General features: G+C 40.4%; 21 protein-coding genes and 1 riboswitch. Of the genes, 20 read left to right on the top strand and 1 reads right to left on the bottom strand.

The window, feature by feature from the left end; translation table 11 throughout:
• Positions 1 to 303: 303 nt before the first annotated feature.
• The 9 genes from mprF to thiT all read left to right on the top strand — a co-directional run bounded on the left by mprF (position 304) and on the right by thiT (position 11,176).
• Positions 304 to 2,874 carry a bifunctional lysylphosphatidylglycerol flippase/synthetase MprF gene (mprF, locus tag IGJ95_RS13710; protein WP_324186894.1) on the top strand — a complete coding sequence of 857 codons (2,571 nt, stop codon included), beginning with the start codon at positions 304 to 306 and terminating at the stop codon, positions 2,872 to 2,874.
• A gap of 112 nt (positions 2,875 to 2,986) precedes the next feature.
• Entirely contained in the window at positions 2,987 to 3,835 is an 849-nt protein-coding gene (gene ispE, locus IGJ95_RS13705; protein WP_438762122.1) for a 4-(cytidine 5'-diphospho)-2-C-methyl-D-erythritol kinase, read from the top strand.
• Positions 3,836 to 4,369: 534 nt separating this feature from the next.
• The gene (locus IGJ95_RS13700) at positions 4,370 to 5,308 is read left to right on the top strand and encodes a metal ABC transporter substrate-binding protein (protein ID WP_108145309.1); all 939 of its coding nucleotides are present in this window, start codon (positions 4,370 to 4,372) and stop codon (positions 5,306 to 5,308) included.
• A gap of 18 nt (positions 5,309 to 5,326) precedes the next feature.
• Positions 5,327 to 6,007 (top strand): metal ABC transporter ATP-binding protein, encoded by a 681-nt coding sequence (locus IGJ95_RS13695; protein ID WP_010734086.1) that lies wholly within the window; start codon positions 5,327 to 5,329, stop codon positions 6,005 to 6,007.
• Complete coding sequence (locus tag IGJ95_RS13690; RefSeq protein ID WP_019722358.1) at positions 5,980 to 6,801, top strand: metal ABC transporter permease; 822 nt, start codon at positions 5,980 to 5,982, stop codon at positions 6,799 to 6,801. The genes IGJ95_RS13695 and IGJ95_RS13690 overlap by 28 nt, the downstream gene beginning before the upstream one ends.
• A 175-nt stretch (positions 6,802 to 6,976) precedes the next feature.
• Positions 6,977 to 7,795, top strand: coding sequence for a pur operon repressor (gene purR, locus IGJ95_RS13685; RefSeq protein ID WP_010734088.1), 819 nt, complete (start codon positions 6,977 to 6,979; stop codon positions 7,793 to 7,795).
• Positions 7,796 to 7,950: 155 nt separating this feature from the next.
• Positions 7,951 to 9,324, top strand: coding sequence for a bifunctional UDP-N-acetylglucosamine diphosphorylase/glucosamine-1-phosphate N-acetyltransferase GlmU (gene glmU, locus IGJ95_RS13680; protein WP_153830574.1), 1,374 nt, complete (start codon positions 7,951 to 7,953; stop codon positions 9,322 to 9,324).
• An 89-nt stretch (positions 9,325 to 9,413) separates the two neighbouring features.
• Complete coding sequence (locus IGJ95_RS13675) at positions 9,414 to 10,382, top strand: ribose-phosphate diphosphokinase (RefSeq protein WP_019722356.1); 969 nt, start codon at positions 9,414 to 9,416, stop codon at positions 10,380 to 10,382.
• 23 nt (positions 10,383 to 10,405) lie between these two features.
• Positions 10,406 to 10,508, top strand: a riboswitch (TPP riboswitch).
• A gap of 83 nt (positions 10,509 to 10,591) precedes the next feature.
• Positions 10,592 to 11,176 (top strand): energy-coupled thiamine transporter ThiT, encoded by a 585-nt coding sequence (gene thiT, locus IGJ95_RS13670; RefSeq protein ID WP_023520509.1) that lies wholly within the window; start codon positions 10,592 to 10,594, stop codon positions 11,174 to 11,176.
• Positions 11,177 to 11,230: 54 nt separating this feature from the next.
• Here the strand turns inward: thiT and IGJ95_RS13665 are convergent, their stop codons facing one another.
• Entirely contained in the window at positions 11,231 to 12,007 is a 777-nt protein-coding gene (locus IGJ95_RS13665) for a hypothetical protein (RefSeq protein ID WP_010734092.1), read from the bottom strand.
• 232 nt (positions 12,008 to 12,239) lie between these two features.
• Here IGJ95_RS13665 and IGJ95_RS13660 point away from each other — a divergent pair, with 232 nt between their 5' ends.
• From IGJ95_RS13660 to pknB, 11 genes are all read left to right on the top strand, one after another.
• The gene (locus IGJ95_RS13660) at positions 12,240 to 13,898 is read left to right on the top strand and encodes a patatin-like phospholipase family protein (RefSeq protein ID WP_096081882.1); all 1,659 of its coding nucleotides are present in this window, start codon (positions 12,240 to 12,242) and stop codon (positions 13,896 to 13,898) included.
• 2 nt (positions 13,899 to 13,900) lie between these two features.
• A complete protein-coding gene (locus tag IGJ95_RS13655; protein WP_019722353.1) occupies positions 13,901 to 14,119 on the top strand; it encodes a YdbC family protein in 219 nt (72 codons plus the stop codon).
• A gap of 18 nt (positions 14,120 to 14,137) precedes the next feature.
• Positions 14,138 to 15,028 carry a YicC/YloC family endoribonuclease gene (locus IGJ95_RS13650; RefSeq protein ID WP_010734095.1) on the top strand — a complete coding sequence of 297 codons (891 nt, stop codon included), beginning with the start codon at positions 14,138 to 14,140 and terminating at the stop codon, positions 15,026 to 15,028.
• Between the two features lie 257 nt (positions 15,029 to 15,285).
• A complete protein-coding gene (gmk, locus tag IGJ95_RS13645) occupies positions 15,286 to 15,900 on the top strand; it encodes a guanylate kinase (protein ID WP_153830575.1) in 615 nt (204 codons plus the stop codon).
• Between the two features lie 4 nt (positions 15,901 to 15,904).
• Positions 15,905 to 16,210, top strand: a complete 306-nt coding sequence (rpoZ, locus tag IGJ95_RS13640; RefSeq protein ID WP_010734097.1) for a DNA-directed RNA polymerase subunit omega — start codon at positions 15,905 to 15,907, stop codon at positions 16,208 to 16,210.
• Between the two features lie 190 nt (positions 16,211 to 16,400).
• Positions 16,401 to 18,809: a primosomal protein N' gene (gene priA / locus IGJ95_RS13635; RefSeq protein WP_023520505.1), complete on the top strand. Its 2,409-nt coding sequence runs from the start codon at positions 16,401 to 16,403 to the stop codon at positions 18,807 to 18,809.
• A 13-nt stretch (positions 18,810 to 18,822) separates the two neighbouring features.
• Positions 18,823 to 19,314, top strand: coding sequence for a peptide deformylase (def, locus tag IGJ95_RS13630; protein WP_019722350.1), 492 nt, complete (start codon positions 18,823 to 18,825; stop codon positions 19,312 to 19,314).
• Positions 19,307 to 20,251, top strand: a complete 945-nt coding sequence (gene fmt / locus IGJ95_RS13625) for a methionyl-tRNA formyltransferase (protein WP_010734100.1) — start codon at positions 19,307 to 19,309, stop codon at positions 20,249 to 20,251. Before def ends, fmt begins: the two co-directional genes overlap by 8 nt.
• The gene (gene rsmB / locus IGJ95_RS13620; protein WP_153830576.1) at positions 20,251 to 21,609 is read left to right on the top strand and encodes a 16S rRNA (cytosine(967)-C(5))-methyltransferase RsmB; all 1,359 of its coding nucleotides are present in this window, start codon (positions 20,251 to 20,253) and stop codon (positions 21,607 to 21,609) included. The genes fmt and rsmB overlap by 1 nt, the downstream gene beginning before the upstream one ends.
• Positions 21,610 to 21,621: 12 nt before the next feature.
• On the top strand, positions 21,622 to 22,362 hold the full coding sequence (locus IGJ95_RS13615; RefSeq protein ID WP_010734102.1) for a Stp1/IreP family PP2C-type Ser/Thr phosphatase: 741 nt from the start codon (positions 21,622 to 21,624) through the stop codon (positions 22,360 to 22,362).
• Positions 22,359 to 24,407: a Stk1 family PASTA domain-containing Ser/Thr kinase gene (gene pknB / locus IGJ95_RS13610; RefSeq protein ID WP_010734103.1), complete on the top strand. Its 2,049-nt coding sequence runs from the start codon at positions 22,359 to 22,361 to the stop codon at positions 24,405 to 24,407. Before IGJ95_RS13615 ends, pknB begins: the two co-directional genes overlap by 4 nt.
• Positions 24,408 to 24,440 lie beyond the last annotated feature (33 nt).

The following is a 24,440-nucleotide window of genomic DNA, read 5'->3' as shown; positions in this document are numbered from 1 at the left end:
TGCAAGTCGAGAGACGAACTGATTTTGAAGAAGTCAAGGAGAGTATACATAAGGGGAGGACAGTGAGTGTGAAGCTAGTGAATGGCGGATTTTTCTGGGGGAATAAAAGCGATTAAAAAGCCAGCTCCTTCAATAGTAAGTCAAAACGTGAAAAAATATGAGGCGCTATTTTTCCACGTTCTGCCTTACTACTTGGAGCTTCACAGCTTTTTCACAACCTAATGCCCAAAGTGGAAAAATCAATGTAAATAAGATAACATGAGTGTATATGTTTAGAAAGTCTACAGGTGAGGAAGGGTGCCGGTGAAAAATAAATTACAGATCATGATCCAGTGGGTGAAAGTACATCAGTTGATTTTGAAGCTGATTTTCTTTGGATCGATCCTTGTTTTTGTGGCGAATCAAGTCGCAAACATTGCCAATGGGATGAGTTGGCAAGATGTCTGGCACACGATGGAACAACAAAGTCATGTCACGTTAGCATGGATGATAGTAGCAGGTTTGATTGGTGTGATGCCGATGTTACTTTATGATTGGGTAACGATTCGAGTATTGGAAAAACAAGGCAAGCCCAAAATGAGTCGTAAAGACTTTTTGTTATCTGCATGGATCACGAATACGATCAATAACTTGGCAGGATTCGGAGGGATTGTCGGAGCAAGCTTGCGCGCCAGTTTTTATGGCAAGCATACGAATCGAAAAATGGTGTTGGCAACTGTCTCTAAGGTTGCTTTGTTTCTATTGACGGGTCTTTCTATTTGGTCATTAGTGACGTTCATCAATGTCTTCTTTCTTCAAACAGATAGTGTGTTTCGGAGTTATTGGATTTGGTTATTTGGTGGAAGCTTTTTGGCACCGCTTATCTTTTTGTTTGCCTATTTGAAACGTAAAACGCTATTTGTAGAATTTTATCCTAAAGGCTTACTGGGCTTGTTGCTGGCTTCCTTTGGACAATGGACCGGTGCCTTAGTGGTTTTCTTGTTGATTGGGCGCTTGATGGCTGTAGATATTTCTGTATGGTCCTTGTACCCTATGTTTATCATTGCCACATTGATTGGGATGTTGACGATGGTGCCAGGTGGTGTAGGAACATTTGATGTGCTGATGATCTTAGGAATGAGTCAACTTGGCGTGCGGCAAGATGTTGCACTTGTTTGGTTACTTTATTATCGTTTGTTCTATTATGTTCTACCCTTTCTTTCAGGGATCGTTTTATTTTTGACACACACAGGTGTCAAAATCAATCGGTTTTTAGATAATATTCCCCGACTATTTTTTCAAAAAATTGCTCATTTGGTGTTAGTGTGTGCCGTTTATTTTGCGGGAATCATGATGGTCTTACTTTCAACGATCACGAATCTTTCGACTGTCAGTCGGTTGTTTCAAATACTCTTACCCTTTTCGTTTGATTTTTTAGATCAGTCATTGAATCTGCTGGTTGGGTTCTTATTGTTAGGACTAGCTAGAGCTTTAGCGATGAAAGTCAAAAAAGCATTTATTCCTACGATTGCTTTACTCGCTTTTGGCATCATCAACACTGTGATGCGAACCTTATCATGGGAATTGATTGTTGTATACCTTTTGATTTTATTAGCGGTGTGGTTATCCCGAAAAGAGTTTTATCGTGAAAAGTTCGTCTATTCTTGGGGAGCAATCATATTTGATGCGTGTTTGTTTGGCTTTTTATTTATTGTTTATGCAATCGCAGGCTATCACCGTGGAAGTTTTTGGGTAGGTGATTTAACTGCGAATCGCTTTATTCTCTTTCCATCTGAGGATGTTTGGTTTTCAGGACTGATTGGTTTAGGGATCTCATTACTTGCGTTAGTTGCATTGTACCAATATTTAGCTTCAGAGACAGGGTTTGGTGAACCTCTGGATCAAATGCGTTTAAATCGCCTTTTGACCGCCTATGGTGGAACGGCAGCTAGTCATTATCTGCACTTACCTGGATATACTTATTTTTATTATCAGGAAAATGGTCAAGATAAAGTAGTGTTTGGTTACCAAATCAAAGGGAATAAATGTTTTGTTCTTGGTGATCCGATTGGTGATCCAACGAAGATACGTACAGCTACGCATGAGTTTTTGAAAAAAGCCGATTGTTTTGGCTATGAATTAGCTTTTTATAAAGTATCCGAAAGTTATGTCGTCATGCTTCACGAAGCGGGTTTTCACTTTGCAAAAGTTGGCGAAGCAGCAATTACTGATCTTTCTTCAGATGCGCTACACTGGCGCACAAAGCAGATCGAATTACAACGTTTGACGAATGAGGGCTACCATTTTACTTGGTATGACCAATTACCTGAAGAGTTGCTCGAACCGATCCAAGAAGTTTCTCAAAAATGGTTGGATGGTTCTCGTGAGAAGCATTTCTCTGTTGGTTATTTTGAGAAAGATTATCTCTTGATGAGTGGTATTGGTATTGTTCGGAAAGAGCAGAAAATCGTTGGGTTTATTACATCTCAACCAATCAATGACCGCCAAGCGGGGTATGATTTATTGCGGTATCTGCCGAACCAGCCGAATAGTCTAGGTGATTACTTACTTGCAAATCTATTGGATGTCTATCGCAAAAATGGGTATGCAGAAGCAAATCTGGGACTGGCTCCACTTGCAAATGTCGGAGAAACTGATTTCTCGTTCTTACAAGAAAAAGTGATGAGGATCATCTTTAATTATGGGAATTTCTTTTACTCATTCCAATTAGCTTACGAAGAAAAACAAAGGTATGTTACTCATTGGGAAGGCCGTTATTTTGCATATATGAAAGGAAGTAGTTTTACTTTAGCCACATGGCAGCTTTTCTTATTGATTGGCAAAGGGAAAGAAAAAGGAACAAGTCTAGCAGAAGAAGTTCTGACAGAATTGTAAAAATGATTGTAAAGCTGTGAGGAAAGTGTTTACGTATGTTGGTGGAAGCTATACTTTTATTTTCCCCTATGATAGAATACTTTCGACTTAGACTTTTCGAATGGGTGAGAGGATGGAATTGATTGAAAAAGCACCAGCGAAGATAAACTTAGGGTTGGATGTGTTATATAAAAGACTAGATGGGTATCATGAGTTGGAAATGGTGATGTCAAGTGTAGATTTAGCTGATCACTTGTTCTTTGAAGAGCTATCGGAAGATCGGATCATTGTTGAAACGAATAAAGCATTTTTACCGGTAGATCAGCGTAACAATGTGTATCAAGCAGCTTTGTTGTTGAAAAAGAAATATCAAATCAAAAAAGGCGTAAAAATCGTTGTGAAAAAAAATATTCCTGTCGCTGCTGGCCTAGGTGGTGGAAGTACAGATTGTGCTGCCGCGTTGCGAGGGATCAATCGGTTATGGGAGTTAGGCTGTAGCTTAGAAGAACTAGCAGAGATCGGCTTGGAAGTGGGGACAGATGTTCCTTACTGTGTTTATGGCCAAACAGCTTACGTAGGCGGAAAGGGAGAAATCGTCCAATTGTTGCCAGCGATGCCCTCTTGCTGGATTATCTTGGTAAAACCTAAAATGAGTGTTTCGACACGAACTGTTTTTCGAGAAATCGATACGCAAAAAATCCAACATCAAGATATTCCTGGGTTGGCTGATGCGCTTCGACAACAAGATTATCAAAAAATGTTGACGAAAATGGGGAATAGTCTTGAAGATGTGACAGGAAAACGCCATCCGGTCATTTATCAAATCAAAGAGCGAATGATCAAATATGGTGCAGACGCGGCCCTGATGAGCGGTAGTGGACCAACTGTTTTTGCCCTTTGTCAACACTATTCCAGAGCACAACGCGTCTACAACGGATTAAAAGGTTTTTGTGAGGAAGTTTATCTTGTCAGAACGCTATAAACGCATGAAAGAGACACGATGTCATGACGGAAGCAGTCAGATTCGAAAAATAAGCGGTAAAAGAGGTCGGAATAGAAGTGTTTAGCCTCGAGAAATAAGGCGCCATCCACGAAAATTGTTTTTTAAATTTTTGTGGATGGCGCCTTATTTTCGAAGAGGTTACTTCTGTTTCTGCCGTTTATTCAGTTTTAGGAGATGTGAGAGGACTAATATTCCAGACATCTTTCCCGCTGATTTCGTTTTAGAAGATGAAGGATCGTTACCTTCTTTTTTGTTATCAATCTCAACCAATCGTTCATTGTTCTCGGGACATAAAATAATAGTGTGGAACAGCCACTTTTTGACCAAAGTTGAAAGAAAACAATTACGTTCGTTGTTGATATGACGGGCAATTCATTTGTTTTCCGATTTACATGGTAAGTTTGCATTTAAATCAGAAAATCAGGTTAAACTATTGACTGTTTTTTTTTTATTTGGTACATTAATCCTCGTTGATAAATCGTAATATTACGATTTGTTTTGAAAGGAGCATATATGAAGAAATATTTATTAGCCGCATCTTTAGCAATAGGAGCTTTCCTATTTACAGCGTGTGGACAGACAACCCAAGAATCGGCACAAGATGAGTTGAACGTTGTCGCAACGTTTTACCCGATGTATGAATTTACGAAAGAAGTCGTTGGTGATACTGGGAAGGTCGAATTATTGATCCCCGCAGGAACGGAACCCCATGATTTTGAGCCAAGTGCCAAACAAAGTGCAACCATTGCGGATGCAGATGTTTTTGTTTATAACAGCTCAGATATGGAATTTTTTGTTGACTCATTGAAAGATACGGTCGATACCGATCGAACGTTGATGATCGAAGCCGCTAAGGGAATTGAACGTCTAGAGTCACAAGAAGAGCATGAAGAAGAGCACGAAGAATCAGAAGGACATCAGCATGATCATGCCTATGACCCTCATGTTTGGTTAGATCCAACATTAGCGATCCAAGAAGTACAGACGATTGCTACAGAGCTCGGCAAGAAATATCCAGATAAGAAAGATACATTTGACCAAAATGCCGCAGCTTATATCAAAAAATTAGAAGCATTGGATCAGAACTATACAGAAGCATTAAAAGGTGCAACCAATCGAACATTTGTGACGCAACATGCTGCCTTTGCTTATTTAGCAAATCGCTACGACCTAAAACAAGTAGCCATCTCAGGAGTTTCACCGGATCAAGAGCCGACGCCTAGTCGATTGGCTGAATTGAAAGATTTTGTCGATCAAAATAAAATCGAAGTTATCTATTTTGAAGAAAATGCGTCATCTAAAGTAGCAGAGACATTATCAAAGGAAACAGGTGTAAAACTTGAAGTACTTAATCCTCTTGAGAGTTTGACGAATGAACAAATCAAAGCGGGTGAAACCTACATTTCTACCATGGAGAAAAACCTAGAGGCATTAAAAGAAAGCATAAAGTAAAGGAAGGGAGTCCTCTATGTGCGTTATATCGAAATAGCTGATCTTACTTTCTATTATGATGAAGAACCTGTGTTAGAAGGTGTTTCTTATCATGTAGATGCCGGTGAATTTGTGATTTTGACTGGTGAAAACGGGGCGGCAAAATCTACATTGATCAAAGCTTCTTTGGGGTTATTGAAACCCTCTAAAGGGACCATCAAAATTGCAGGAAAAAATCAGGACGGAGACAAATTAAGTATCGGGTACATTCCCCAACAAGTTTCTTCCTTTAATGCGGGTTTTCCTAGTACAGTCTTAGAATTAGTACGTTCTGGCAGATATCCGAGAGGTCGTTGGTTCAAACGGTTAAGCGAAAAAGACCATGAGCATGTCAAGCGTGCCTTAGAATCTGTTGGTATGTGGGATATGCGTCATCGTCGGATCGGTGAGCTGTCTGGTGGTCAAAAGCAACGAATCAGTTTAGCACGTATTTTTGCGACTGATCCAGATTTATTTGTACTTGATGAACCAACTACTGGAATGGATGAAGAATCACGAAATGAATTTTATCGTTTGTTGCGCCATAGCGCACACGACCATGGGAAAGCTGTATTGATGATCACTCATGATCACGAAGACATCAAACAATATGCGGATCGACAAATCCGTTTAGTGAGAAAGGAGGATTCTCAATGGCGTTGCTTTCATATGAATTCATGAGGCGGGCATTTCTTGCTGCGATCTTTATTGCAGGAATCGCACCAATGTTAGGAGTATTCTTAGTGATACGTCGGCAATCGTTGATGGCAGATACACTGTCTCATGTTTCTTTAGCAGGGGTAGCCTTAGGATTTTTCCTCAATCTCAATCCAACGATGACCACAATGGTGGTAGTCGTTATCGCTGCAATCATTTTAGAATACCTACGTTCGATGTATCGTACGTATTCAGAGATTTCCATTGCGATCTTAATGGCAGGAGGACTTGCGCTTGCATTAGTTTTGATGAATTTGAGTGGGGGTAATTCTGCCACGAGCATCCAATCTTATTTATTTGGATCGATTGTGACGATCACTTGGCCACAAGTTCTATTCCTAGGTATTTTGTTTGCAGTAATCGGTCTTTTGTTTTTCTTATTCAAACGTCCGATGTACGTGTTAACCTTTGATGAAGACACCGCTCATGTCGATGGGCTGCCAGTTCGTTGGATGTCAATGATGTTCAATATCATTACTGGGGTAGCAATCGCTGTCATGATCCCGATAGCAGGCGCGTTGCTGATTTCTGCTATTATGGTTTTACCAGCAGCAATCGGGATGCGTTTAGGGAAAAGCTTCAATATTGTTATATTGATCAGTATCATCGTTGGTTTTATTGGTATGCTTTCTGGGTTAACTAGTTCGTTCTACTTGGATACACCGCCAGGGGCAACTATCACATTAGTATTTATCTTTTTATTCTTATTAGTCAACTTGAGTAAACGTATTTTATTAGGAATTAGAAGGAAAAAATAGACCACTATTTTTAAAACAGGTAGTTATTTGAGACAAACAAATGTCTTAAATAGTTACCTGTTTTTTTATAAATACCGAACTATTTTCTTAATTTTGGATAAAATGCTCGAATTTTCCCGAAAAAACTTATATAATGAAACACGATAAAATTTGTTGGAAAAAGGAGCTGGAATTTTTGAAAGTACGTCGCAGTGAGCGTCTTGTCGATATGACACAGTATTTATTAGATCATCCGCATGAATTGATTTCATTAACAAGCTTTGCCGAACGTTATGAATCTGCTAAATCTTCGATCAGTGAAGATTTGGGAATCATCAAAAAAACATTTAAAGAAAGAGGTTACGGAACGCTTGAAACAATCCCTGGTGCAGCCGGAGGTGTTCTATTCATTCCGGAGATTTCCTACGAAGAAGCAAAGAAATATGTTGAATCGCTAGCTGAGCGCTTGTCTGAACAAGACCGTTTACTCCCTGGAGGCTATGTTTACTTATCTGATCTATTAGGAGAACCTGAGCTATTACGTCAAGTAGGGAAAATCATTGCCTCAAAATATTTAGGAGAAAAAATCGATGCTGTAATGACTGTAGCCACAAAAGGGGTGCCAATCGCTCAAGCCGTTTCCTATTACTTGAACGCACCGTTTGTCATCGTTCGTCGTGACTCTAAGATTACAGAAGGTTCTACAGTGAGTGTGAACTATGTTTCAGGTTCATCTGAACGGATCGAAAAAATGGAACTATCAAAAAGAAGTTTGAAACGTGGTTCTCGCGTGCTTGTCGTCGATGACTTTATGAAAGGCGGCGGAACAGTGAACGGAATGAAGAGCTTGATTGAAGAATTTGAATCTGAGCTTGTCGGTATCACTGTGTTTGCGGAGTCAAAATTCAACGGACATCGCGCAATCAATGACTACACGTCGCTACTTTACGTCAAAGATGTGGATACAAAAACGAAAAATATCACTGTAGTACCAGGCAACTATTTCGAAGAATAAAACAACGAACATAGCGGTGCTATGGAAAAAGAAGAGGCGATGGATGATGTCTCTTCTTTTTTTGCGTCCTGGTTGCTAAAATGAACGTTTAGTTGAAAAAAAAGAGCGACTGGGCTAAACTAAAAATAATAAATCGTAATTTAGGAGTGACACATTTGGATGCACGTTATGCAATCATATTAGCCGCGGGTAAAGGTACTCGCATGAAATCAAAACTATACAAGGTCCTACACCCTGTTTCTGGGAAACCGATGGTCGAACACATCATCAACCGTGTAAGTGAGACAAACCCTGATCAAATCGTGACGATCGTTGGTCACGGTGCAGAGAAAGTCAAAGCTCAGCTAGGCGAACGTAGCGAGTATGCGTTACAAGCGGAACAACTTGGGACGGGTCATGCGGTACTACAAGCAGCCTCATTTTTAGCAGGTAAGGAAGGCACGACGTTAGTCATCAGTGGTGACACCCCTTTATTGACAACTGAGACGTTGAACAACTTGTTTGAATACCATCAAGGGAAAAATGCAAGTGCTACGATTTTGACTGCACAAGCAGAAGATCCGACAGGTTATGGCAGAATCATTCGTGACCATGTAGGAATCGTTGAAAAAATCGTTGAGCAAAAAGACGCTTCGCCAGAAGAAGCGTTAGTTCAAGAAATCAATACAGGAACTTACTGTTTCGATAACAAAGCGTTATTTGAAGCGTTGAATAAAGTAGGAACAGACAATGCACAAGGCGAGTATTATTTAACAGACATCGTTGAGATCCTAAAAGATGCTGGAAATCCAGTTGCTGCGTATCAGACGGAAGATTTCGATGAGTGTATGGGTGTCAATGATCGTATGGCACTAGCAAAAGCAAACGAGTTGATGCGCCAAAGAATCAACAAAAAACATATGGTCAATGGCGTTAGCTTGGTTGATCCTGCAACTACGTATATTGATGCAGATGTTGTGATTGGTTCAGATACAGTGATCGAAGCGGGCGTTCAGATCCAAGGAGAAACAGAAATTGGTGAAGATTGTTTTATTGGTGCACATTCACGTATTGTTGATAGCAAGATCGGTGACCAAGTAGTCATCGAAAACTCAGTGATCGAACACAGTGTGGTCAAAAGTAAAGCAGATGTAGGACCGTATGCCCATTTACGTCCAAAAGCAGAAATTGCAGAAGGCGTCCATATCGGCAACTTTGTAGAAGTGAAAAATGCAAAAATAGGCAAAAACACAAAAGTTGGTCACTTGACGTATGTCGGGGATGCAACACTAGGTGAAGAAATCAATGTGGGGTGTGGTGTCGTCTTTGTCAATTATGACGGAAAAGCAAAACATCATACAACAGTCGGTGACCATAGTTTCATTGGGTCAAATGCGAATCTTGTGGCGCCAGTAGACGTGGCAGAGAATACATGTATCGCTGCTGGTTCGACGATCACTAACGATGTTCCTGAACATGCGATGGCAATCGCACGCGCTAGACAAGTCAATAAAGAAGGATACGCGAAGAAACTCCCATATTCAAATTGATACTTTTTGCAAAATCACTTGATTTATTCGGCAAATATGACTAGTATTTATTAGGTAGTAGAGTTGTGAAAAAGAAAGCGGAGGTCCTCATGTCCAAACATTACTTTGATCCAAGATTAAAAATATTTGCATTAAACTCAAATCGTCCATTGGCAGAAAAAATTGCTGCAGCTGTTGGGGTTGAATTAGGAAAATCATCGGTCACTCAATTTAGTGATGGTGAGATCCAAGTCAATATCGAAGAAAGTATCCGTGGTTCACACGTATACGTTATTCAATCAACAAGTAGTCCGGTAAATGATAACCTGATGGAACTGTTGATCATGATCGATGCATTGAAGCGTGCAAGTGCCAAAACGATCAACGTTGTAATGCCGTATTACGGCTACGCACGTCAAGACCGTAAAGCGCGCGCGCGTGAACCAATCACTGCAAAATTAGTGGCAAATATGATCCAAAAAGCTGGAGCAACAAGAATGTTGACACTTGACTTGCACGCAGTCCAAATCCAAGGTTTCTTTGATATTCCGGTCGACCATTTGATGGGCGCACCACTGATTGCGAATTACTTCTTAGAAAAAGGGATTCAAGGCGATGATGTTGTCGTTGTTTCACCTGACCATGGTGGTGTTACTCGTGCACGTAAATTGGCTGAATTTTTAAAAGCACCAATTGCAATCATCGATAAACGCCGTCCAAAAGCAAACGTGGCAGAAGTGATGAATATCATTGGTCAAGTAGAAGGCAAAACGTGTGTCTTGATCGATGACATGATCGATACAGCTGGAACGATCACATTGGCTGCTAATGCCTTGAAAGAAGCTGGAGCAGTGAGCGTTTATGCTTCATGTACACATCCTGTGTTGTCAGGACCTGCTTTACAAAGAATCGAAGACTCTGCAATCGAGCGCTTAGTTGTAACGGATTCAATCTATTTGCCAGAAGATCGCAAAATTGATAAGATTGACGAAGTAAGCGTTGGTGGCTTGATGGGTGACGCAATCAAACGTATCCATGAAAACAAACCAGTTAGTCCTTTATTTGAAACAAAAAGATAAAGGAAAATAAAAACTAAATAATTACAATCACAAAGGGGAGTCCATTTTGGGCTGAGACTGAATATATTCTAAACCCTTCGTACCTGTTTCGGTTATGCGAGCGTAGGAATTGTGAATGAATAGCTAGTGTGAAAGCACGAAGCTGTTTGTAAAAAAACAAACTTGCTTCCTCCTTTGTGATGTCCAATTATAAAGGAGGAAGCTTTTTTATGAATAAGAATCATCGTGTCTGGATCGAGGGAACGATCGTCGCAGCATTATCTTTAGTGTTGTCGATGATTCCTCTACAAATAGGTAGTAGTTTTGAAATCTCACTCGGGCAAATCCCTTTAACTTTATTTGCCTTGAGAAGGGGTTGGAAAGCTGGTATGGGATCGGCTTTTCTATGGGGAATCCTTCATTTTCCCATGGGGACTGTCTATTACTTGAGTGTCATCCAAGTGTTGATCGAGTATCCGATCGCGTTTACGTTTGCTGGCGTTGCAGGAATTTTTTCGCAAAGAATGCAACAGAGTTATCTGCAAGGCAATCGTAAGAAAATGGCCTCAACGATTATTTTAGCGACATTCGTTGGTGTGACTGCCAGATATTTCTGGCATTTTGTCGCTGGGGTTGCTTTTTGGGGGAGTTTCGCACTATGGGGAATGAATCCATGGTTGTTCTCTTTAGTCATGAATGGCGCTAGTGGGTTAGCTACGGGGATTGTAACAACTATTGTCCTATTAGGTATTGAACAGACCGTTCCTTCTTTATTTGTAGCCGAAGGGTTGCAGGTACGTAAAAGTAAAAATTAAAAAAAAGCGTAAAGGCAGCTGACCTTTACGCTTTTTTAGTGGAGTTGACTGTCATTATACAAATGTGTTGTAGACAAAATCAGAAACGTTGCCGTCTAGTTGCCAACGTTGTTGAGTGGCATGATAGACGAGAACAGCTACCGGTTTTTCTTCCAAGTAACGTGTTCCTTTTAATTTCCAAACGTAATCTTCAATGACATAAATCGGGATCTCATACTTGTCATCGACCAAACCTGCTTGATCAAACGAAAAAATGATTCCTTCTTGCATCAAATTACGCATCTTTTTCAGTATCTCCACACTGATTTTTTCAACAGGGATCTCTTTTCGAAAGAATGATTTTTTTTCGTTGATTTTTCCCGCCAAGATCGTGCTTAACTTGTTGGCAAAAATCCGATAAAATTCATCTAAATAACGATAATAGGTTCTACCTAGATGATCGCTCAAATCAAAATAAACAAAGTTATTTTGTAATTTATAGAAAAAAGGTGAATGGAGATGTGTTTTCATATGACCAAAATAAAGCAACTCTGAGATTTCTAAAGGGCTTAATTCTTTTAACATCGTCAAATCCGTAAAATCGATCCATTTAAGATCCGTACTGTTGTTACGGCTGCGAACGGTTTGGAAAAATCTTTGGATATTCTCAGTTCCACGAATGACCTTCAAGCCTGTGTGTGATTCATATTCTCCAGCAGATGCGGAAGGGTCCAACAAAAGTAGATTTTGAGGAAAATGCACGATGCTATTTGAAAAATCATTGATAGTCAGCCCTTTGGTCAAAACGGCGTTACTAGTTGTATCGATATGTACATATACTGAATCACTCATCATGCTCCTCCTCCCCTGTATCTCATCCCTTTCATTTTACAACATTTACTGAAAAAAAGCTTGTTTCTTTTATTTTAAAATTCGATTACAAAGCAACTTTTTTTTATGAATAAACGATGAACATAGAGTAAAAATTTATATATATATAACACTGCTATCAGATGACTATTCACCCCCACCCTTTTTTTCTGATTACTGATATAATAAAAGAAAAAGAGAATCCGAGGTGTCTATGAAAGTTCAAAAAGTCTATTGGTCGGAACGTTATCAGCAGAATCGAGTGCAGCAAGCAAAACAACTTTTTAGTTTTTTTACTACACATCAAGAAAGCCGGCAACATTTTTGGCAACAGGCAAAAAAACAACAGGCATGGAAGATCGTATCGAAAAGGCTGAACATTTACTTTACTGCAGAAATAACGAATGAAAAATTGATCTATACCAACGTGTTGATTAAAGAAGAATATTGGCAGTGGTCCGATATTTTCCTATTGCTAGAAAGTACGGTTCGTTATTTTTTCAAAAAATACGGACTCGTCCGCTTTGATCATTCAATCTCACCGAACATGATCGACCTTTTCCACCAAAGTGGTTATTTGGGAACGCAATCGTTTGAGAAGGAAATATCCTATCATACCGGTCTTGTCTTAGGCGGAGGAGGGGCTCATGGTGCTTATCAAATAGGTGTTTGGAAAGCATTGAAAGAAGAAAATCTAGAGATTTCACTCGTTACTGGTACTTCTGTAGGTGCGCTAAATGGGGCTTTGGTCGTTCAGGATCAACTAACACAAGCCATTGACTTGTGGCAGGAACTGTCAACCAATCAAGTATTGGCTTTACCAGAGGTTGCCTTATCAGAAGATTTGAGGCAACGTTATATCCAAGAAGCCAGCTTGATGACACGTCGTGCAGTAGTCGAAGGAGGAACCTCGATTGCACCGTTGGAAGCATTACTAGAGCAGTACCTAGATGCGGAAAAAATCAAATGTACAGAAAAACCGCAACTCTATACAATCGCAACTAAAATCCCAGAATTTCAAGAAACAGTTACAAGGATCCAAGCATTAGCACCAACAGAAATCGCCGATTGGGTCCTCGCCTCTGCTTCTTTTTATCCTGCCATGGCTTATCGTCAGATCGACGGATCAAAATATGTTGATGGGGGCTATCGAAATAACGTGCCAGTAGATGTTGCTATCCAACAAGGTGCAACCGAAGTCTTGATTGTCGATGTCCAAGGACCTGGGGTGACAAAAAAATACAAGGAACCTGATGCTTTGGTGACCTGGAAATGTTGTTCAAACTGGTCTTTAGGTGGTTTCTTAGTTTTTGAGCGACAAAGAAACCAATTGAATATCCAATTAGGTTATTTAGAGGCTAAAAAATGTTTAGGGATCTATCAAGGAAACTGGTATACGTTTGAAACAGCAAAGCCAGCTGAACGTTATTGGCGACGTTTCTTACGTTTCTTAGTCGAAACACTTGATTTAGACGTATCCTTTTTTTACAAAGAAAAATTCTGGCGGGACTTGCGTAATGTATATAAAGACAGGGTCACAAGTGAAACATGCGGATTGGCGATGCTTGAGCTACTAGCGAAACAAAAATTGATCTTACCGAATAAAGTGTATACCGTCGAAGAAATATTACCGCTCATTTGCCAAGAAAGTAAGATTGATGAAGCATTTTTAAAAAAGGTTGGACAATTAAATGCCAGCGAATGGTTGAAGTTTCGAAAACTGGAACGAAATGCTAAAATACACGTAATGAAGGAACACGCGATCTATCAATACGTGAAAGAAAAAAAGAGTGATCGCTTACAACGACAACTCAATGCAGATACAGTAGAAACTTTGATGTATCTCTATCTTTATCATCTAAAGGAGGAATAAAAATGGCACAAGAATTCTCATATGAGATCGTAGAAGAAATTGCAGTTTTATCTGAAAACAATAAGGGATGGCGCAAAGAATTGAACTTAGTGAGTTGGAATGGCAGACCACCAAAATTTGACTTACGGGATTGGGCACCGGACCATGAAAAAATGGGTAAGGGACTAACATTAACGAACGAAGAGTTTGAAGAGTTACAAAAAGCAATTAAAAATATGTAAAAGAAAGGACTCTGTCGCATGAAGAGCATGACTGGCTTTGGCAATGCCATCCGCGAAAAAAAGAACTATCAACTTGAAATCGAGATCAAAAGCGTCAATCAACGGTTTTTAGATATCCAGATACGTAGCCCTAAAGTATTAGGCTTTGTTGAGAATGAATTGAGACAATTGATCAAAACGAAGTTAAGTCGAGGACGTGTCGATGTCTTTATTAATTTAACATACTTAGGTGAACAAGATAAAAAAGTGACGATCAATTGGCAACTGATCGATACGCTCTATACACAGATGACTACCGGTATTAAAGAAAGGTATGGCGAAGCGAACGCATTGTCGATCGGTAAACTGATCGAACGTTTTGCACTAAACGAAGAGTTTGTGACAATTGCTGAAGCAACGGAAGAGGATCAAGAATTACTTGCACAATTAGCGAAAGAAACGATGCAAACAGCACTTCGTTCAATCGAAGAAAGTCGGAGTATAGAAGGCCAAGCCATGGCGAACGTGTTACTTCAACAAACCGCAGAATTAAAACAAAATATTGCTGGATTAGCTAACTTTGTCGAGATTTATGAGCAAGAATTTCAGACGAGATACCAAGAAAAATTAGAAGCTTTTCTTGGTGCAGAAGTTGAGCGAGATCGTTTATTGACCGAAATAGCGATTCTTTTAGAGCGTGGCGATATCCATGAAGAAATCGACCGTTTAATCATCCATACGCAGAAATTGGAAGAGTTACTTGAAGCAGATTACCCCATCGGTAGAGAACTAGATTTCCTTTTACAAGAGATGAATCGCGAAATCAATACGATCGGCTCAAAATCAAGCGCGATCGAAATCAAAAACCATGTCGTTCAGTCTAAAACGATTTTAGAAAAAATACGTGAGCAAATCCAAAATATTGAATAAGTGTCCAGCCTGTCTAATTGATGACCTATCCGTTAGGCAGGCTTATTTCCGAAGAGGTTACTCCTGTTCCCGCCGTTTATTCATTTTTTAGGTATCCAACAAAAGTAATTTTTACTTTTGTCTCGGACTCTTTAGTGGGAAGTAGACTAGCTTTTTCTAGGTTTTCTAGCTATAATAAAAAAATAGCCTTGAAAGTTGCAAGAAAAAAGTGCAAAATAAGCAATAGTATAAAAAAGACTAGTTGAAAGGACGTCGTCATGTCAGAGCGTGGATTATTAATCGTGTTGTCTGGTCCATCCGGTGTGGGAAAAGGCACAGTGCGAAAAGCAATTTTTGAGAGTGAGGATAATGATTTCCAATATTCGATTTCGATGACGACACGCAAGATGCGTGAAGGAGAAGTTGAAGGAGTCGACTACTATTTCCGAAGCCACGAAGAATTTGAACAAATGATCGCTAAAGGCGAAATGTTGGAATATGCAGAATATGTCGGGAATTATTATGGTACACCACTATCGTATGTCAACAAAACCTTAGACGAAGGAAAAGACGTTTTTCTTGAAATTGAAGTCCAAGGTGCACAACAAGTAAAAGAAAAAGTACCTGACGGCGTATTTATTTTCCTGACGCCCCCAGATTTAGCAGAATTGAAATCACGAATCGTTGGGCGTGGGACAGATGCAGATGAAGTAATCGAAGAACGAATGAAAGTCGCTAAGGAAGAAATCGAGATGATGGCACTGTATGACTATGCTGTTGTCAATGATGAAGTTCCATTAGCGGTCAACCGAATCAAAGATATTATTGCAAGTGAACATTTCCGTGTCGATCGTGTCATCGGAAAATATATCAAAATGTTAAAGGAGATGTAGTCTTATGATGTTAAAACCTTCAATCGACTCATTATTAGATCGCGTGAACTCAAAATATTCTCTAGTGATCTTAGCAAGTAAACGTGCACATGAATTAGACGCAAAAGCACAACCAACAATGGATTCATTTGATTCTGTCAAAAGCGTTGGACAAGCTTTAGAAGAAATCGAAGCAGGAAATGTGATCAGTGATCCACATCCTGAATTAAAACGTGAACGTCTACGTATGGAAGACGAAGAACGTCGTGCGCAAAAAGACCGTGCACAACAAGAATTAGAGTCTCGTATCCGTGACGAGCAAAAACTATAAAATCAATTCACTATTCAGCTTATGGATAGCAAAAGATTTGAGCTTGGGAAATGTTCCTAGGCTCTTTTTTTTCCTGCGTTAATTTTTTGTTAGGATTTGGCAGAAAGTAAGACAAAACAAGGAATCTCTAGTAAAATAGGCAAGAGCCATTTTGTGTTTAAAACCAAGATGAAGAAAGGAGAAGGAGTCCATGACTGTTATTGCGGATGTGATTGTCGATGTACCAACGATGCAAACCGACCAAGCATTCACCTACTTGGTTCCTTCTGAAATGGAAGCGGCTATCCAAGTCGGTATGCGTGTAGCGATACCATTTGGAAACGGCAATCGCCAAGTCCAAGGCTTTGTGATGGCGTTGACAGCCAACGAACAACCTATAAAAAAAGAATTAAAGCCAATCCTTCAATTACTTGACCTGGCACCTGTTGTCAATCAAGAGTTGATGAGGTTAGCCGACTATATGAAAACCATTACGTATGCTTTTAAAATCACCTGTTTACAAACGATGCTACCAAGTGTCATGAAAGCAGAATACGATAAGCTCATTTACCCAGTGACCGATGAACCAGAAGTCGTTGCATTTTTCGCAGGTAGACAAGAGATTTCTTGGAAGGAAGCGGAAGAAACTGGGATCTTACCGCAATTGATCCGTTGGCGTAAAAACAAGCTAGTTGATATCCGTTACGAAGTCCATACAAAAAACAAAGTGAAAACGATCCGTGTCGTTCACTCTCTTTTGTCAAAAGGACAACTCGATGAAGCTTGGGGCACCTTGAGGCAAAATGCGAAAAAACAAAAAGAATTACTTCTTTATTTGTCAGAAATGGAAAAACCAATGCCTATTGCTTATTTCAAAGAAAAAGGAGTCAGTTCTGCCGTATTGAATCAAGGTAGAGATAAAGGTTGGTTGCGTATCGAAGAAGTCGAAAGTTATCGTGACCCTTATAAAGATCGGGTATTTGAACGAACGACTGCCTTACAATTGAATGAAGAACAACAATCGGCGGTTCAGCAGATCATTGAAGCCTGTCATCAGGAAAAGAATGAAACCTTTTTACTTGAAGGAATTACTGGTAGTGGGAAAACGGAAGTCTACCTTCAAGCCATTGCTGATGTCTTGGCAGAGAAGAAGACAGCAATCATGTTGGTTCCTGAAATCGCATTGACCCCTCAGATGGTCGAACGTTTTAAAGGGCGCTTTGGAGAATCCGTCGCAGTTTTACATAGTGGCTTATCTCAAGGTGAGAAATATGATGAATGGCGTAAAATCGAGCGCAATGAAGCGCAGGTCGTCGTCGGTGCGCGTTCAGCGATCTTTGCCCCACTAGAGAACATTGGGTTGATCATCATTGATGAAGAGCATGAATCGAGCTATAAACAAGATGAAACCCCGCGTTACCATGCCAGAGATTTAGCTATATGGCGTGGGAATTACCATCATTGCCCGATCGTTTTGGGGAGCGCGACACCTTCCCTCGAATCAAGAGCCCGTGCACAAAAAGGGGTCTATCGCATGTTGCATTTGAGTCAGCGTGCGAAAATGAGTGCGCAATTACCTGAGATCGAAGTCGTTGATATGCGTGAAGAATTCGAAAAGAATCAGACATCGACGTTCTCTCAATTATTACAAGAAAAAATCCAAGATCGATTAGAGAAAAAAGAACAGACAGTTCTTCTATTGAATCGACGAGGGTATTCTTCCTTTGTGATGTGCCGAGATTGTGGCTTTGTCTTGCCTTGCCCAAATTGCGATATCTCATTGACTCTCCATATGGATTCTCGCTCGATGCGTTGCCATTATTGTGGACATGAAGAAGCGATCCCGCATCGTTGTCCAAATTGTGGGGAAAACAAGATCCGGTATTATGGAACGGGAACACAAAAAGTGGAAGAAGAGTTAAAAGCACTGTATCCTCAAGCAAGAATCTTGCGGATGGATGTGGATACCACCAGAAAAAAAGGCGCGCATGAACGAATCTTACAAAAATTTGGGGACAAACAAGCGGATATTCTACTAGGAACGCAGATGATCGCAAAAGGGTTAGATTTTCCTGATGTGACCTTAGTCGGCGTTCTAAATGCAGACACTTCGTTGAACCTGCCAGATTTTCGTTCTAGTGAACATACCTTCCAATTATTGACACAAGTCTCCGGAAGGGCAGGAAGAGCCGAAAAAGCTGGGGAAGTCGTGATCCAAACATTTAATCCGAATCACTATGCGGTAACTTTAGCAAAGGAACAAAATTATGAACGCTTTTATCAACAAGAAATGAATGTACGCCATCGTGGAGGCTATCCGCCTTATTACTTCACTGTGAAAATCACGACGAGTCATCCAGAAGAACAAGTCGCAGCCAAAAAAATCTTTCAGATCGCCAGTCAATTAAAACAAGTATTAGGAACGAACAGCCTTCTGTTAGGTCCGGTACCTAGCACCGTTTTACGTGTGAAAAATCGCTATTACTATCAGCTGATCATCAAATATAAACATGAACCAGAACTGCCTAACGTCCTGAAAGAAATTTTGGATCAAAGTCAAAAAGAACAGCGACAAAATCTATTTGTTGCGATCGACAACGAGCCGCTACATTTTATTTAAGAAAGGAAACACTATGCGTTATCCAATAATGATCCACCCAAATAAAAAATTGAATCGAAAAGCCCAACCAATCGATATGATCACTGATGAGACTATCGTCTTGTTAGATAACTTGTATGAAACAATGGTGGCAAATGACGGCGTCGGCATCGCCGCGCCGCAAGTCGGCAAAAATCAACGGATCGCTATTGTTGAAGTCGATGAAGGGGATAAATTTGAACTCATCAATCCTGAGATCATCGAGGCAAAAGGAGAAAGTATCGATGTGGAAGGTTGCTTAAGTATTCCGCATGTCTACGGTACAGTCAAACGTGCAGATGAAGTAACAGTTCGATATTATGATCGTGACGGAGAGGAAATCGAAGTTACCGCGTTTGGCTATCTTGCACGTGCCTTTCAACATGAGATCGATCACTTAGATGGGATTTTATTTATCGATAAAATGATCGAACAAATCCCCGAAGAAAAACTCGAAGAATACATGGAGGAACATTTAGATGACTAAAATCGTATTTATGGGAACCCCAGCATTTTCAGTTCCTGTACTAGAAGGGCTGATCGACCAAGGGTATGAGATCGTCGCTGTCGTGACACAACCTGATCGACCAGTGGGAAGAAAAAAAATCATTACCCCAACACCTGTGAAAGTGGCGGCTTTGAAGCACGATCTTCTTGTGCTACAGCCAGAAAAAATCACGGGTTCTCCAGAAATGCAAACAATCATTGATTTGCAACCAGATGTGCTGGTAACAGCAGCGTTTGGTCAATTCTTACCGGAGAAACTATTGCAAGTTCCAACACATGGAGCAATCAATGTTCATGCCTCTTTGTTGCCAAAATATCGTGGGGGTGCACCAGTCCATTATTCCATTATCAACGGGGAAAAAGAGACAGGTGTAACGATTATGGAGATGATCAAGAAAATGGATGCGGGCGGTATTTTCTCACAAGCAAGCCTACCAATCACTAAACAAGATGATGTCGGTACGATGTTTGAAAAACTTAGTCTATTAGGCAAAGAGTTATTGCTAGAAACACTACCAAAGATCATTTCTGGCGAATTGACGCCTACGCCTCAAAATGAGGACCAAGCAACGTTTTCACCGAATATCACACGTGAACAAGAAGCAATCAATTGGGAAAAAACAGCAGAAGAAATCGACTGCCAAGTTCGTGGCATGCGTCCATGGCCCATTGCTTTTACAACCTATGAAGGAACACGCTGGAAGCTTTGGGCAGTAGATGTGTTGGCAGATGAAACGACATCTGAAACACCAGGAACTATCATCCATAAAGATAAAAAACAATTATGGGTAGCTTGTGGGGAACAGACGGTATTATCGATCAAAGAACTACAACCTGCCGGTAAAGCAAAACAACTAATACAAGAATTCCTAAATGGCAGTGGACAACAAGTCGCTGTAGGACAGCAGGTGAAATAATGGCGAAAATACCAAAAAAAATGAAACGTTCGGTTCGCTTTATGGCGTTGATGACATTAGAGCGTGTCAACAAAGGTGGAGCATACTCCAATCTATTGTTGAATGAGATGATCAACCAAGGCGACCTTAACCAAAAAGATATCGGTCTGTTTACAGAACTAGTGTATGGAACGATCAGTCGCCATCGTTTGATTACATTTTATGTTGCGCCATTGATTGCAAATGCAAAAAAAGTGGATGACTGGGTCAAAACTTTGCTGTATTTGTCTGTCTATCAACTCGAATTTTTAGATAAAGTACCTGATCATGCAATTTTGAATGAAGCAGTAGAAATTGCAAAAATTAAAGGTAACCCCGGCACAGGGAAATTTGTGAATGGTGTATTAAGAAATTATTTACGTCAAGGAAAACCTGATCTGGAAACTATCACAGATGAAGTCGAACGTTTAGCCGTTAAATTAAGTCTGCCGAATTGGCTGACACAGCGCTTAATTGACCAAATCGGCTACGAGGAAACAGAAAGGTTAGGTCTTTCATTGTATCAACCAAGTCATGTGAGTGGCCGTATTGATACCCGTAAACTTTCGCGTGAACAAGCACTGGATCAATTGAAAGAAGAAGGACTAGATGTAAAAGCAAGTCCAATAAGCCCATATGGTGTGATTGCTGAAAAGGGCAGACTCGCCTCTACGACACTTTTTCACGATGGCTTGATGACGATCCAAGATGAAAGCTCGATGCTTGTTGCACCAGCGATGCAGATTGAGCCAGAACATCATGTACTAGATGCCTGCGCTGCCCCTGGTGGCAAAACGACCCATATCGCCACGTTCCTTGATCCAACTTGTGGAGGAGAAGTCGTGGCTCTAGATGTCCATGACCACAAAGTAAAACTAGTGGAAGAGAACGCTCGCCGTTTAGGAGTTGCCAACGCAGTGTTCGCACAAAAAATGGATGCTCGTGAAGTCAAAGAACAGTTTGAAGCAGAACAATTTGACCGTATTTTAGTAGATGCTCCATGTTCCGGTTTTGGCTTGTTACGCCGAAAACCAGATATTCGTTATAAAAATAATGAAAAAGAATTAGCCAATTTACCGGCTATCCAACTAGCTATTTTGGAAAGTGTGGCTACGGCTCTTAAACCTTCAGGAATATTGACCTACAGTACTTGTACGATTTTGAAAGAAGAGAATCAAGAAGTTGTTTCAGCGTTTTTACAACGACATCCTGATTTTGAGAAGATTGATGTTTTAGTTGATCCTGTGCTACAATCATCAATCAAGGATAAGATGTTGACGTTGTATCCACATCAATCTTATACAGATGGCTTTTTCATTTGTTGTTTGCGCAAAAAGTAATGAGGTGAAAGTATGCAGATTGAATATCAATCAGATGTAGGAAGAAGACGTAATACGAATCAAGATTATGTCAGTGTATTTGAAAACCAAGTCGGTCTCACGCTGGCGGTTTTAGCAGATGGCATGGGTGGGCACCGCGCAGGCGATATTGCTAGTCAAATGGCCGTCACAAATTTAGGGAAAGCCTGGGAAGAGCAAGCGTTACTTGATGACGAAAAAATCGCGCAGTGGTTTATCCAAGCGATCCAAGAAGAAAACCGCGCGATTCATCAATTAGGACAAGAACAGCTTGAATATAACGGAATGGGAACAACGATCGTAGCAGCTGCCCTATCAGAGGAACGTTTCACGATTGCCAATGTTGGCGATAGTCGTGCGTATTTGCTTCGCGATAATCGGATCATTCGCTTGACGGAAGACCATTCTTTAGTAAATGAATTAGTCAAATCTGGTGAAATCAGCGAAGAAATGGCCGTCAATCATCCACGTAAGAATATCTTGACTCGATCTGTCGGCATGCCAGGATCATTAGAAGTCGATGTTGCAACGTATCTTTGGCAACTCCAAGATCGTTTGCTTCTATGTTCGGATGGTTTGACGAATATGCTGTCAGAAGAAACGATCGGTACGATCATCAATCAAGAAGGATCATTATCAGAAAAAGTAACGCAATTAGTGGATCAAGCAAATGAAGCTGGCGGAGCAGATAATATCAGCGTTCTTCTTATTGAATACAAGGAGGATGTTGCATGATTGAGCCAGGAAGAAAATTAAATGGTCGTTACCAAATTACCGGTAACATCGGTAGTGGCGGTATGGCAAATGTCTTTTTAGCCCATGACTTGATTTTAGATCGAGATGTTGCAATCAAAGTCCTACGCTTTGATTTCCAAAATGACCAAACGGCGATCCGTCGTTTTCAACGAGAAGCATTAGCGGCAACCGAATTAGTTCATCCAAATATCGTCAGTGTTTATGATGTCGGTGAAGAAGATAACATGCAGTACTTAGTTATGGAATATGTAAAGGGAATGGATTTAAAACGTTATATCCAAACGCACTATCCGATTCCTTATGAAACAGCAGTAAACATCATGCAACAAATCTTGTCTGCGATTTCTTTAGCACATAGCCATCAAATCATCCACCGAGATCTAAAACCACAAAATGTCTTGATCGATAATGAAGGTGTTGTGAAAATCACCGATTTTGGTATTGCGATTGCTTTATCGGAAACATCGATCACCCAAACGAATACGATGCTTGGTTCGGTTCACTACCTTTCACCAGAACAAGCAAGAGGTAGTATGGCGACAAAACAATCAGATATCTATGCGTTAGGGATCATTTTATATGAAATGCTGACAGGAAGCGTTCCTTTTGATGGGGAATCAGCTGTCACCATTGCACTGAAACATTTTCAGGATGATTTGCCTTCAATCAAAGAGTTAGATCCAGGGGCACCTCAGTCATTGGAGAATGTTGTCTTGAAAGCAACAGCCAAAGAACCTGTCGACCGGTATAAAACGGCAGAAGAAATGGCAGATGACCTAGCAACGGTGTTGTCGTTAGAACGAGCAAACGAAGAAAAATGGCAACCCCAGGCGATGGACAACGAAACAAGAGTATTGACACCACTGACGGCAGAAACACCGATGCCAGATTCCTTTAAGTCAATGCCTCTTCCCGAAGAGAAACCAGCGGAAGAATTACCAGATCCCGAAGAAACAATGCCAGATGTAAAGACTAAAAAAAGAAAAAAATGGTGGATCATTTTGCTGGTCTTGCTTGCTTTGTTAGGAATTGGGACAGCGATTTTATTTGCTTCAGGTGGACGAGGAGAAGTAACGGTTCCCGATGTTTCGGGTCAATCCGAAGCTTCAGCAAGAGAAGCTTTGACACAAGCAAAATTAAAGGTAGCAACGAACACTGAAGAAATTGCTGACGATACGATTGAGAAAGGAAATGTGGTCAAAACAGATCCAGCCTCAGGAACAACAGTGAAACAAAATCGTGAAGTCACGCTTTATATCAGTACAGGTAAGAAGAAAATCCAACTCGATGATTTTACGGGTATGTCTTACGATGAAGCGCGCAAGCAGCTACTGGATTTAGGTTTCTCTTCAAGTAGAATCAAAAAAGAAGAAGAATTTAGTGATGAGGTCACTAGTGGAAATATCATCTCGCAATCAGAAGATGAAGGAACAGAAGTCGATCCCACATCAGATACGATTACTTTTACTGTTAGTAAAGGAAGTCAGCCGACGATGAGCGATTACACCGGACAAAACTATGAAACAGTTCTTAGTATTTTGAGAACGAATGGCTATACGAATATCAGTGCAACGAATGATTATAGTGATACGGTCCCAGCCGGTGCAATCATCAGTCAGTCACCAAGTTTTGGAGAACCATTGACGGATGCGACATTTATTAGTTTCGTGGTGAGTCAAGGACCAGATGCGAAGACACTGAATGACATTTCTGGTTATACGAAAAGTGATGCGCAAAGTTACTTATCTGGTATCGGTGCCGACTACATTGGTCATGAAACGTATGAGTTTTCAGATACAGTAGAAAAAGACAAAGTGATCCGTACAGATCCAGGAGTAGGTGCATCAATCACATCAGGAACGATCGTCAATGTGATTTACTCAAAAGGACCAGACCCAGCGAAAGCATCATCAAGTTCTGAAAAAGATTCTTCCAGCAGTTCTTCTAGCAGTTCAAGCAGTAGTTCAAGTTCCGAAACAACTAGTAGTAGTACCACCACACCGTCCTCGACGGATAGTGACTAGTAGACAGAATTAAAAGAACTAAAACGATAATGA

Origin of the sequence: Enterococcus sp. AZ156 (assembly GCF_051714165.1) — a bacterium.
In the GTDB taxonomy this organism is placed as follows: domain Bacteria; phylum Bacillota; class Bacilli; order Lactobacillales; family Enterococcaceae; genus Enterococcus_B; species Enterococcus_B pernyi.
This window is presented reverse-complemented; position numbering and strand designations above follow the sequence as displayed.

What these genes read in the sequence shown, in the direction of transcription:
- ispE (WP_438762122.1), top strand. Translation starts at nt 2,987, where the DNA reads ATGGAATTGATTGAAAAAGCACCAGCGAAGATAAACTTAGGGTTGGAT.
- IGJ95_RS13700 (WP_108145309.1), top strand. Translation starts at nt 4,370, where the DNA reads ATGAAGAAATATTTATTAGCCGCATCTTTAGCAATAGGAGCTTTCCTA.
- IGJ95_RS13690 (WP_019722358.1), top strand. Translation starts at nt 5,980, where the DNA reads ATGGCGTTGCTTTCATATGAATTCATGAGGCGGGCATTTCTTGCTGCG.
- IGJ95_RS13675 (WP_019722356.1), top strand. Translation starts at nt 9,414, where the DNA reads ATGTCCAAACATTACTTTGATCCAAGATTAAAAATATTTGCATTAAAC.
- thiT (WP_023520509.1), top strand. Translation starts at nt 10,592, where the DNA reads ATGAATAAGAATCATCGTGTCTGGATCGAGGGAACGATCGTCGCAGCA.
- IGJ95_RS13665 (WP_010734092.1), bottom strand. Translation starts at nt 12,007, where the DNA reads ATGAGTGATTCAGTATATGTACATATCGATACAACTAGTAACGCCGTT.
- IGJ95_RS13660 (WP_096081882.1), top strand. Translation starts at nt 12,240, where the DNA reads ATGAAAGTTCAAAAAGTCTATTGGTCGGAACGTTATCAGCAGAATCGA.
- IGJ95_RS13655 (WP_019722353.1), top strand. Translation starts at nt 13,901, where the DNA reads ATGGCACAAGAATTCTCATATGAGATCGTAGAAGAAATTGCAGTTTTA.
- IGJ95_RS13650 (WP_010734095.1), top strand. Translation starts at nt 14,138, where the DNA reads ATGAAGAGCATGACTGGCTTTGGCAATGCCATCCGCGAAAAAAAGAAC.
- gmk (WP_153830575.1), top strand. Translation starts at nt 15,286, where the DNA reads ATGTCAGAGCGTGGATTATTAATCGTGTTGTCTGGTCCATCCGGTGTG.
- rpoZ (WP_010734097.1), top strand. Translation starts at nt 15,905, where the DNA reads ATGATGTTAAAACCTTCAATCGACTCATTATTAGATCGCGTGAACTCA.
- priA (WP_023520505.1), top strand. Translation starts at nt 16,401, where the DNA reads ATGACTGTTATTGCGGATGTGATTGTCGATGTACCAACGATGCAAACC.
- def (WP_019722350.1), top strand. Translation starts at nt 18,823, where the DNA reads ATGCGTTATCCAATAATGATCCACCCAAATAAAAAATTGAATCGAAAA.
- fmt (WP_010734100.1), top strand. Translation starts at nt 19,307, where the DNA reads ATGACTAAAATCGTATTTATGGGAACCCCAGCATTTTCAGTTCCTGTA.
- rsmB (WP_153830576.1), top strand. Translation starts at nt 20,251, where the DNA reads ATGGCGAAAATACCAAAAAAAATGAAACGTTCGGTTCGCTTTATGGCG.
- IGJ95_RS13615 (WP_010734102.1), top strand. Translation starts at nt 21,622, where the DNA reads ATGCAGATTGAATATCAATCAGATGTAGGAAGAAGACGTAATACGAAT.
- pknB (WP_010734103.1), top strand. Translation starts at nt 22,359, where the DNA reads ATGATTGAGCCAGGAAGAAAATTAAATGGTCGTTACCAAATTACCGGT.